The sequence below is a fragment of the Pseudomonas sp. 31 R 17 genome (genome assembly GCF_900004915.1).
GTDB classification, from domain to species: domain Bacteria; phylum Pseudomonadota; class Gammaproteobacteria; order Pseudomonadales; family Pseudomonadaceae; genus Aquipseudomonas; species Aquipseudomonas orientalis_A.
Genome location: NZ_CVTN01000086.1, coordinates 109,283 through 120,049 on the forward strand (window position 1 = coordinate 109,283; position 10,767 = coordinate 120,049).

General features: G+C 61.7%; 8 protein-coding genes and 1 pseudogene. 5 read left to right on the forward strand and 4 right to left on the reverse strand.

Translation table 11 applies throughout. The features are described from left to right. Positions 1-292: 292 nt before the first annotated feature. Entirely contained in the window at positions 293-2,350 is a 2,058-nt protein-coding gene (gene tkt, locus BFP89_RS26105) for a transketolase (RefSeq protein WP_065888319.1), read from the reverse strand. 175 nt (positions 2,351-2,525) lie between these two features. On the opposite strand from tkt, the gene BFP89_RS26110 reads away from it, so the two are divergent. Beyond that, positions 2,526-2,750: a DUF465 domain-containing protein gene (locus BFP89_RS26110; protein ID WP_065888320.1), complete on the forward strand. Its 225-nt coding sequence runs from the start codon at positions 2,526-2,528 to the stop codon at positions 2,748-2,750. Positions 2,751-2,812: 62 nt separating this feature from the next. Here BFP89_RS26110 and BFP89_RS26115 read toward each other — a convergent pair whose 3' ends face one another. Beyond that, complete coding sequence (locus BFP89_RS26115; RefSeq protein WP_065888321.1) at positions 2,813-4,189, reverse strand: 2-oxoadipate dioxygenase/decarboxylase HglS; 1,377 nt, start codon at positions 4,187-4,189, stop codon at positions 2,813-2,815. Positions 4,190-4,432: 243 nt separating this feature from the next. Between BFP89_RS26115 and BFP89_RS26120 the strand changes: the two genes are divergently transcribed. Both BFP89_RS26120 and BFP89_RS26125 read left to right on the forward strand, forming a co-directional pair. Further along, the gene (locus BFP89_RS26120; protein ID WP_065888322.1) at positions 4,433-7,075 is read left to right on the forward strand and encodes an MGH1-like glycoside hydrolase domain-containing protein; all 2,643 of its coding nucleotides are present in this window, start codon (positions 4,433-4,435) and stop codon (positions 7,073-7,075) included. Between the two features lie 45 nt (positions 7,076-7,120). Next, positions 7,121-7,744, forward strand: coding sequence for a hypothetical protein (locus BFP89_RS26125; protein ID WP_065888323.1), 624 nt, complete (start codon positions 7,121-7,123; stop codon positions 7,742-7,744). Positions 7,745-7,978: 234 nt separating this feature from the next. Here the strand turns inward: BFP89_RS26125 and BFP89_RS26130 are convergent, their stop codons facing one another. Together BFP89_RS26130 and BFP89_RS26135 are read right to left on the reverse strand one after the other, a co-directional pair. Beyond that, the gene (locus BFP89_RS26130; RefSeq protein ID WP_005788868.1) at positions 7,979-8,293 is read right to left on the reverse strand and encodes an SCP2 sterol-binding domain-containing protein; all 315 of its coding nucleotides are present in this window, start codon (positions 8,291-8,293) and stop codon (positions 7,979-7,981) included. A 56-nt stretch (positions 8,294-8,349) separates the two neighbouring features. Next, positions 8,350-9,060, reverse strand: coding sequence for a histidine phosphatase family protein (locus BFP89_RS26135; RefSeq protein ID WP_065888324.1), 711 nt, complete (start codon positions 9,058-9,060; stop codon positions 8,350-8,352). Positions 9,061-9,252: 192 nt separating this feature from the next. Between BFP89_RS26135 and sohB the strand changes: the two genes are divergently transcribed. Together sohB and BFP89_RS29530 are read left to right on the forward strand one after the other, a co-directional pair. Then, entirely contained in the window at positions 9,253-10,278 is a 1,026-nt protein-coding gene (sohB, locus tag BFP89_RS26140) for a protease SohB (protein WP_065888325.1), read from the forward strand. Between the two features lie 127 nt (positions 10,279-10,405). Beyond that, positions 10,406-10,767, forward strand: a pseudogene (locus tag BFP89_RS29530) (diguanylate cyclase); the annotation flags it as partial.

Genomic DNA, 10,767 nt, shown 5'->3' on the forward strand with positions numbered 1-10,767 from the left:
GCAGGCTTGAATCCGTGGGCCGCCGCAATGGGCCATCCATGGCCCAGTGCGGCTAACCCGGCGTCCTGCCGGGTTACCCACGGATTCAAGCCTGAGTTCGGCCAGCGTGGTTTAACGGGGCGCCTAAGATCAAAAGCAGATCAAGATCAAGAGCGACTCGTTGCGCATCGTGGTTAGCGTTGGGCGCTACAAAGTTGTGTAGATACCTATGCCCCGATGGCGGTGCATCAGTCACATCATCCCTGACTGACACTTCGCTATCGGGAGCAAGCCCCCTGCGCATTGGCGCGGTTTATTCCGCCCGGTTGTGCTGGATCTGCCGCTTGGCCAACCCCACGACATTTTCCACGGTGAAGCCGAACTTTTCCTGCAACTTCGCCAGCGGCGCCGAGGCGCCAAAGCTGTTCATCACCACTTTGGCCCCGGCCTGTCCGACGTAGCGGTCCCAGCCCAGGGGACCGGCCTGCTCGACCACCACGCGGGCTTTCACTGCCGGCGGCAAGACGCTGTCGCGGTAGGCCTGGTCCTGGTCTTCAAACAGTTCCCAGCTGGGCATCGACACCACCTGCGCGGCAATGCCTTCGCCGGTGAGTTGTTCATAGGCCGCCACCGCCAGGCTGACTTCACTGCCAGTGGCGAGCAGGATCACCTCGGGCTTGTCCGCACCCGCCAACACATAGGCGCCCTTGGCCGCACCTGCGGCCGACGCGTAACGGCTGCGGTCCAGGGTCGGCAGCGGCTGGCGCGACAGCACCAGGCAACTCGGCCGATGGGTTTGCGCCAGCGCCACCTTCCACAACTCAAGGGTTTCATTCGCATCCCCTGGGCGCAGGGTCAGCAAGCCCGGGGTGGCGCGCAGTTGGGTCAGGTGTTCGATGGGTTGATGCGTCGGGCCGTCTTCGCCCACACCGATGGAGTCGTGGGTAAACACGAATATCACCGGCAGCTCCATGATCGCCGCGAGCCGGATCGGCGGTTTCATGTAGTCGCTGAAGACCAGGAACGTCGAGGTGTACGGCCGCAGGTAGGACAGCGCCAGGCCGTTGGCAATCGCGCCCATGGCGTGCTCGCGTATGCCGAAGTGCAGGTTGCGCCCGCTGTAGTCGTCGGCACTGAAACGGCCTGCGCCGTCGAAGGTGAGGTTGGTCTTGGTCGACGGCGACAGATCCGCAGAACCGCCCAGCAACCAGGGAATATTTTGCGCGAAGGCGTTCAGCACCTCGCCGCCGGATGCGCGGCTGGCGACGCCCTTGGCATCGGCCGCAAAGCTCGGCAGGTCGGCCTGCCAGTGCTCGGGCATTTCCCCGGCGCGCATGCGCTGCAGCTCATCGGCCCGCTGCGGGTCGAGGGCGCCCAGGGTCTGGTTCCACTCGGCGAACAGTGGCTCGGCACGCTCGACGAGTGCATCGCGCAACGTTGTGCGCGCTTCATCGGGCACCAGGAAGCTGGCGTCCTGAGGCCAGCCATAGGCGGCCTTGGTCAGGCGAATTTCGTCTTCGCCCAACGGCTCGCCATGGGCGGCGGCGGTGTTGTGTTTGTGCGGCGAGCCGTAGCCAATCACGCTGTCGACCACAATCAGGGTCGGTGCGCCGGTATTGGCCTTGAAGGTGTCCAGCGCCACACTCAATGCCTGCAGATCATTGGCATCGGTGACATGCACGGTGTGCCAGCCATACGCCTGGAAGCGCTTGATCACATCTTCACTGAAGGCCAGCTCGGTGTGACCCTCGATACTGATGGTGTTGTTGTCGTAGATCCAGCACAGGTTATCGAGCTGCAAATGCCCGGCCATTGACGCCGCTTCGCTGCTGATGCCTTCCATCATGTCGCCATCACCGCACAGGGTGTAGACGTCGTAATCGAACAGCACCTGGCCGTCGCGGTTGAATCGCTTGGCCAGCCAACGCTCGGCCATGGCCATGCCCACGCTGTTGGCGCAACCCTGGCCCAGGGGGCCGGTGGTGGTTTCCACGCCGGTGGTCATGCGGTACTCGGGGTGCCCCGGGGTCTTGGAACTCATCTGGCGGAACTGCTTGATGTCGTCCAGGCTGACCGCCGGCTCGCCGGAACGCTTGCCGTGGGCATCGATCTCCACCACACCGGCCAGGTGCAGCAGCGAATACAGCAGCATCGACGCATGCCCCACCGACAACACAAAGCGGTCACGGTTGGGCCAGTCCGGATGCTCCGGGTGATAGCGCAGGAAACGACTCCACAGCGTATAGCCCACCGGGGCCAGGCCCATCGGCGTACCGGGGTGGCCCGAGTTGGCCTTCTGCACGGCATCCATGGCCAGGGTGCGGATAGTGTTGATGCATTGCGTGTCGGCGGCGGTTGCGGTGTGATTCATGAAACCGGTCTCCCTCGAGTGGCGATCTACAGTGGAGGGCAGGGCAGGCCAAAAGGTTTGATCCCATCGCCAGGGTTGCGACGAACGGGGCTGTATCGACTGCAAACATGACAACACCCCGGTCAATGGGCTAGCTTCAAGGGGTAGGCCATTGATCAACTTGTGGAGGTACGTCATGCCAGTGAAACACGACCTGTATCAGGACTTGGGGTTGAGCAAGGAAGTTGTCCACGAGCGCAGGGCGGGGGACAAACGACTGGACTCGCTGCTTACGCAATACGACGCTGCCGACGGGGAGGTGCTGAAGGCTGAATCGGCAAGCGCCAGTGATGAGGACGTGGAGAAGTTGAAGAAGAAACGGTTGCTGATCAAAGACGAAATTGTCGCGAAGTTGGGTTAAGCAAAAATCGCTGCCGGTGGACGCTCTGGTTATATCTGCAGCGTTTTATACCGGCAGCGTTTTTATACCAGCAGTGCTCTCACACACGCCTCCACGGAACGCTGCTGCGTTTCGTCATATAACTGCAACTCGTCAATCGTGCTGCGGCCCAGCGCCTGTTCGAACTCGGCCTTGTTTGAATGGGCCGCGTAGTGGCTCTGCGCAGCATCGCCCAGGTTCGACTGGAAGATCCCCGCTGCGCTCACCGGCAGGAAGTCCTCGTACACCAGCGGCTCCACCTCCACGTGCCCTGCGCTGAGCAAGGCCTGCAGCGTACGCGGTGAGTCGGGCTGGCCGCGGGCTGCGAGGCCTTTTTCGCTGGGGAAATAGCGAAAGTAGGCCAGGCCTTGTTCGCGCATCTGCGCGTGGTTGTCCGGGAATGCCTGGAAGTGTTGCTCCAGCAATTGCTCGTAGCGCGCGGCATTGGCCTCGTTGGGTGCCGCGCCGAGTTCATCGCGGGCGGCATTCAGCAGCTGGTCGTACAGGGCGCGGCCCTTGGGCGTGAGCGCGACGCCGCGTTGTTCGATTTCACCGAAGCGCGCGCTGTGGCGGCCCTGGGCATCGGTAAAGGCAATGGGTTCGTCGAGGGCCTTGAAACTGGTCTGGCGCAGCAGGATCGGGCAATGGCGTCGCGGTGGGCCTTCGATCACGGCTTTGGGGGTGATGCCGTGGGCGGGCATAGCGGCCTGTACCTGATCGATGTCCAAGGTGCGCGGGGTGAGGTGGTTGATGTGCGGGCCCTTGAAAGCCACCACGTCGGCGATCAGTCGATGCTGGTCGCTGAGTTGCCGATACTGTTCGGCCGTGACGGTGGCGCTGTGGTGCCAGCGAAAGGTCTCCAGCGCCTGGCGGATAAAGGCCTCGGCATCCTCGGCATCGAGGCCGCCGTCGGTTTCGGCCTGCTCGATCAACGCCAGGGCGCCTGGGGTGAAGATCGACCGCTTGGCCAGGGCGGTTTCGGCGAAGCTGCGCAGCGCGGGGTTTTCGATCAGCTCCAGGCGCAGCAGCGAGGTGAACACGCGGAACGGGCTGGCTTGCAGTGACTGCTCATGCACGGCGCGAAAGGCGGTGGAATGCACCGGCACGCCCGCCGGTGTCAGGTCGTAGTAGCCCACCGGTTGCATGCCCATCACGGCAAACAGGCGGCTGATGGTCGCCAGTTCGGCGGCGGTGCCCAGGCGGATCGCACCGTGGCGTTCCATGCCCAGGCGCTGGATCTCGCCGGTACGGTGCAGGTGCTCGGCCAGGCCCCGGTCGCTCTCCAGCACGTGGGCATTGGTCTGCGCCACCAGCTCCAGCAGCGCGCCGTACAACGGAACTTCATCCCGGTACATGTCGGACATCGCCTTGGAAAAGCCCTTGCGGATCTCGTCGGGGCTGACATGTGCAGTGGCGTGCATAGAAAAATTCCTGATGGCTGGGATGACAAAAGTGGCCTTGTCCCGATTTTGTTGAGCGCCACGCCGGCTTGCAAACGAAGAATCCTCTGGACTTCATTCTGCAAATGAATGAGATGAGATGAACATGACCACAATCCGGCAAACACACCGGCACCGCCGACCAGGCCCGCCTGAGTCTTCATGTGCATCCGGGCGTCATTGGGTTCTACACTGCTGCTCATCCGGCAGGCGATGGAGCATTCAATGACGGCCACACCCACACACCCGATACTCGACACCCTCGAAGGCCGGCGGCTGGCGACAGAGGATGCCGAACGCTGGCGCGAGTGGGGGCCTTACTTGAGTGAACGCCAATGGGGCACGGTGCGCGAGGACTACAGTGCCGACGGCGACGCCTGGGCCTATTTTCCCCATGAACATGCACGCAGCCGCGCCTACCGGTGGGGCGAGGATGGCCTGGCCGGTTTCAGCGACAAGGCGCAACGCTGGTGCCTGGGTTTGGCGCTGTGGAACGAGCGTGACAGCATCCTCAAGGAGCGCCTGTTCGGCCTCGACAACGCCGAGGGCAACCACGGAGAAGACGTCAAGGAGCTGTACTTTTTTGTCGACGGCGTGCCCAGCCACGCCTATATGCGCATGCTCTACAAATATCCCCATGCGGCGTTTCCCTACACCGACCTGATCGCCGAAAATGCCCGCCGTGGGCTTGAGGATGCCGAGTACGAAGTGCTCGACACCGGCGTATTCGAAGACAACCGCTACTGTGATGTAACGGTCGAATACGCCAAGCATCAGCCTGACGATATTTTCATGCGCGTCACCGTGCACAACCGCGCGGACCAGCCGACGCGTGTGCAGGTGTTGCCCCAACTGTGGGCGCGCAATGACTGGAGCTGGACCTTTGACGCGCCCAAGCCGCAGTTGCGCCTGGACGGTGAGCGGGTGCTGGCCCGGCATCATGAGCTGACTGACCGTCACCTCAGCGCCTGGGGCCAGGACGGGCTGGAGTGGCTGTTCTGCGAAAACGAAAGCAACGTCCCCAAGCTCGATGGGCAACCGGCGCCGGGGCCGTTCAAGGATGGCATCAACGACTATGTGGTGGGCGGCGCAGACTCGGCAATTCGCCGCGACACGGGCACCAAGGTCGCCGCGCGTTTCAGCCTCGAACTCGCGGGCCAGGAGAGCAAAGCCCTGTACCTGCGGTTTGCGCCGGTGGACGCGCCCGAGGTCAATGCACGCAAGCTGTTCGAGCTGCGCCGCCAAGAGGCAGACGACTTCTACGCCGCCTTGCAGCAAGGCATTGCCGATGCTGACGCGCGCAATGTGCAGCGCCAGGCCCTGGCCGGGTTGCTGTGGTCCAAGCAGCTCTACTACTTTGATGTAAACCAGTGGCTCGACGGCGACCCGGCCCAACCCGCGCCGCCGCCCGAGCGCCTGCATATCCGCAATACCCATTGGCGGCACTTGTCCAATTTCGACATTTTGTCCATGCCCGACACCTGGGAATACCCGTGGTACGCGTCCTGGGACCAAGGCTTCCAGGCCGTGGCAATGGCGCTGATTGATCCGGGGTATGCCAAGCAACAGTTATTGTTGCTGGTTAAAGATCGCTTTATGCACCCCAATGGCCAGCTGCCGGCGTATGAATGGCGTTTCGACGACGCCAACCCGCCGGTACACGCCTGGGCCAGTTGGCGCGTGTATCAGCAGGACAAGGCGCTGACCGGCGTGGGCGACATGGACTTTCTCGAGCGGATTTTCCACAAGCTGCTGCTGAATTTTTCCTGGTGGGTCAACCGCAAGGACGCCGAGGGCCGCAACCTGTTCCAGGGCGGCTTCCTGGGCCTGGACAACATCGCCTTGTTCGACCGCTCGGCCACCTTGCCGCCCGGCTACCAGCTGGATCAGGCCGACGGCACCGCGTGGGTCGCGGCGTATGCCCTGGACCTGATGCGCATTGGTCTGGAACTGGCCAAGCGCAATGGGGTGTACGTGGATATCGCGGTGAAGTTCTTTGAGCACTTCCTGTACATCGCCGGCGCGATCAACCGCGTGGACGACAGCGCCGAAGGCTTGTGGGATGAGCAGGACCAGTTCTTCTACGATGTGCTGCACCGCCCGGACGGCCAGAACGAGCCGGTGCGGCTGCGCTCCATCGTCGGCCTGATGCCATTGTTTGCCGTGTTGGTGCTGGAGCAGCGCGAGCACGAAGGGCTGCAAGGCCTGCGTGAGCGACTGCTGGGTTTTATGAAACACCGGCCGGACCTGGCCAAGCTGGTGTCGCGCTGGAACGAACCGGGGCAGGGCAACCGCCTGTTACTCGCCTTGCTGCGTGGCGAGCGCACCAAGGACCTGCTGCGGCGCATGCTCGATGACCATGAGTTTCTGTCGACGTTTGGCGTGCGCTCGTTATCCAAGGCCTTTGCCGAACAGCCGCTGGCGCTGAAGATGAACGGCGACACCCTGTGTGCGCGCTACCAGCCCGGCGAGTCCGACTCACGCTTGTACGGCGGCAACTCCAATTGGCGCGGGCCGTTGTGGATGCCGGTGAACTACATGCTGATCGAATCGCTGCGCGAGTTTCACCGCTACTACGCGGATAATTTCTCGGTGGAGTACCCCACGGGCAGCGGTTATCTGGCGTCCCTTGAAGAAGTGGCAAACAGCCTCAGCCAGCGCCTCACGCGCTTGTTTCTACGCGATGAAAACGGCCTGCGCCCTTCGATGGCGGGGTATGCGCAATTGGAAGCGGACCCGGCCAGTCGCGATCTGGTGTTGTTCCATGAGTATTTTCATGGGGAGACCGGGCGTGGGTTGGGGGCGTCGCATCAGACGGGGTGGAGTGCGTTGGTGGCGTTGTTGCTCAATGTTCCGCTCAAGGCATGAATCAGGTAGATTTGCCCACCCCCCAACCTTACATGGATGTAGATCATGCTTAAGTGCTTCACCCTTTCAAGTCCGGCCAGCCGCTTGGGCATCTTGCTGGGCGCCGGTGTATTGGTCTCCTGCCTGTCTGTCGGCAGCGCCAGTGCGGCCTCGATGAGGGCAGCGTGCCTGCGCTGTCAGGATTCAGAAAGCGTCGATGCCTCCAAATGGGTCAAAAACGGCACGTACCGTCTCGAGTCAGTGACACTGTCGCTGGACGACGAAGTACGGGGAGCGGACCCTGATTCGGTGCGCAAGATGACCCGGCTCAAGCCTGTGGCCATAAGCGCCGATGCCAATGACGCCCTGGTCGAAGAAGCCATTCGTGCGATGGACATCGTGGGTGAGGACGGGGATGTCGCTGTGCTGGAGGCGCAGTGGCCCAACCTGGCCCGTCGTGCGCGTTATGCCTACAGTATTTTCATCACTGAAGATCAGCTGGTGGATTTCTATAACGTGTATGTGCGCGTTGGGCGCAACAAGTATGTGCTGGTGATCGGCCGGGATGTGGAGTCCGGGGAGTTCCAATTGAAGCCGGGGGAGGGGCGTCTCATCAACCGGTACGGTACCGAGGGCAAGCCACGGGATCTGGAACAGTTCAAGAAGGTCGACGCCGCCGCAGGTGGCTGACAGCCGGGCCTGTGCTTTAAATGAAAAAATCCCGCCTTCAACGTAATGCCGTTCAGTCAAGCGTATATCGCCCCTTGTAGGAGCGAGCTTGCTCGCGAAAAACTCACGGGCGCCGCGTTCAATCAGGAAACACGCGTTATCGTTGACGTTTTTCGCGAGCAAGCTCGCTCCTACAAAAAGCCTTGACTGAACGACATTACGCCGGAAGGCGGGATTTTTTTGAGCGCGGCGTTATCAGGAAGGGAACAACTCGCTCAGTTTCATCGCCAGCATCATGTCGCCTTCGGTGCGCAGTTTGCCGCCCATGAAGGCCTGCATGCCGTCGGTGGAACCGTCGACGATGCCTTCCAGGGTTTCGCTGTCCATGACCAGGGTCACTTGGGCGTCCGGGTTTTCGCCTTCCTGCAGTTCGCAGGTCTTGTCCTTCACCACCAGCGAGAAATTCTTGGTGTCGTCGATACGGAAACCGAATACCAGGTCCAGGCCTTCGGCAGCGCTTGGGTTGAATTTGGCTTTCATTGCTTCTACAGCTTTGGCTACGTCAGTCATGGTTTCGATCCTTTAGGGTGGAGTCCAGTGACCTTGGGGTCACGGTTGGCCGCAGTTCATCGGAAAGTGATGAGCTGCGGCGCCTTCAACAGCTGCAAGTGGGCATGACTGTTGAAGGAAGCCAGTACCACCTCGCGACCACGGAATTTCAGCTGGTTGAGCGAGGTGTTAACAATTTGCCAGTTCAGTTCGAACGCCTGGGCAACCGGCATTCGGGTAATCAGGTGGAGCAGGGCGGTGATGGTGCCGCCGGAAGTGAACACGGCGATTTTGTCGCTGTTGTCGGCCGCTTCCAGAATGCGTTGCAGGCCACCCTGCACACGCTCCACGAAACCCAGCCAGCTTTCCAGCCCCGGTGGATCGTAGGTGCCGGCCAGCCAGCGTTCGATGATCAGGGCGAAGATGCGCTGGAATTCGCTGCGGTTCTGCGCGCCATTGCGCAGGACGTGCACGGCGTCGGGTTCGGCGCCAAGCAGGTCGGGGAGCAGGCCGCGAATGATCGCCTCGCCGTCAAATTCATTAAATGCGCTGTCGATTTCCAGGGGCGGAACCGGCAGGCCGAGGGCGCGGTATTGATCGAACGTGGCGGTGGCGGTGTGCTGCTGGCGGCGCAGGTCGCCCGACAGGCAGCGATCGAACGTCAGCCCCAGCTCTGCCAGGTGGCGACCGAGTACCTGGGCCTGTTCCACGCCGACGGGCGACAGGACGTCATAGTCGTCTGCACCGAAGGAGGCCTGGCCATGTCGAATCAGATAGATGCTGCCCACGTCCGTTTTCCCGGTACGTTGAAAGTCTGGCGAGGTTATGAGGATGCCCGCGAGCTGTCAATGAAAAAACATACGCTTGTTTTAAAAGTTCGTTAGAGGTGCGCTGCTGGCGGTCTGGGCACTGGTCCGCAGGCATTGGCGCCGGTATGCTGGGCCATCCGCGCCTGGCGCAGTGCATTCTTAAGGAGACATATGGATTTTTTGGCCGAATACGCGAGCTTTCTGGCGAAGACCGTCACCCTGGTGGTCGCTATTCTGGTGGTGTTGATCAGCTTCGCGGCCCTGCGCAGCAAAGGGCGTCGTAAAGCCGCCGGCCAGTTGCAGGTCAGCAAGCTGAACGATTTCTACAAGGGCCTGCGTGAGCGCCTCGAATCGTCGCTGCTCGACAAGGACCAGCTCAAGGCCCTGCGCAAATCCGAAAGCAAAGCCGAGAAAAAGCAGGGCAAGAACAAGCCTGAGGCCAAGCCGCGGGTGTTCGTGCTGGATTTCGACGGTGACATCAAGGCCTCGGCCACCGAAAGCCTGCGCCATGAAATCACCGCATTGCTGAGCCTGGCCACGCCAAAAGACGAAGTGGTGCTGCGCCTGGAAAGCGGCGGCGGCATGGTGCACAGCTACGGCCTGGCGTCGTCGCAACTGGCGCGTATCCGCCAGGCGGGCGTGCCGTTGACCGTGTGCATCGACAAGGTCGCGGCCAGCGGCGGCTACATGATGGCGTGCATCGGCGAGAAGATCATCAGCGCACCCTTTGCCATCCTCGGCTCCATCGGCGTGGTGGCGCAGTTGCCCAACGTCAACCGCCTGCTGAAAAAGCACGATATCGACTTTGAAGTGCTGACTGCCGGCGAATACAAACGCACCCTGACGGTGTTTGGCGAAAACACCGAGAAGGGCCGCGAAAAGTTCCAGGAAGACCTGGACATCACCCATCAGTTGTTCAAGAACTTTGTGTCGCGCTATCGCCCGCAGCTGGCCATCGATGACGTCGCGACCGGAGAAGTGTGGCTGGGTGTTGCAGCGCTCGATAAACAACTGGTCGACGAACTGCAAACCAGCGACGAATACCTGGCGACCAAGGCCAAAACCGCCGAAGTGTTCCACCTGCATTATGCCGAGCGCAAAAGCCTGCAGGAGCGTGTAGGGCTGGCGGCCAGTGGTTCGGTGGATCGGGTGTTGCTGACCTGGTGGAGCCGGCTGACCCAGCAGCGGTTCTGGTAAAGGCTGCTCCATGGCGGCGGGCCTTCAGACCGCTTGTATGCGTGCGCCACCGGAACCGGTGGCCGCTGTGAGTACCGACGTTCGAATGATGGCTGGACTACCTACCAGGCTTCCTTAAGGTGCTGACGTGAAGCGTGATACCCGTCTTGTGATGCTTTTGCTGTTGGTGATCGGCTGTTCCCTGACTTCGTTGACGATCTGGAAAGTCCTGTCTTCCCGTGAGCGGGCGCTGGCGGAAGTGGACGTGCATGGCTTGAACCTGACCCAGGCGCTCAACACCTACACCGAAGGCATCGTGCGGCAAAGCGCGCTGTTGTTGCTGGGGCTGGTCGAGCGCCTGGAAACCGAAGGCAGTGGCCCGGCGCAGATCGAGCGCATCAACGCGTTGATCCGTCGACAACAGCCGCTGATGCCGCAACTGAGCGGCATCACCATCTACGACCAGCAGGGCGGTTGGCTGATGTCCTCCAATCGCTTGATTGCGGCGGG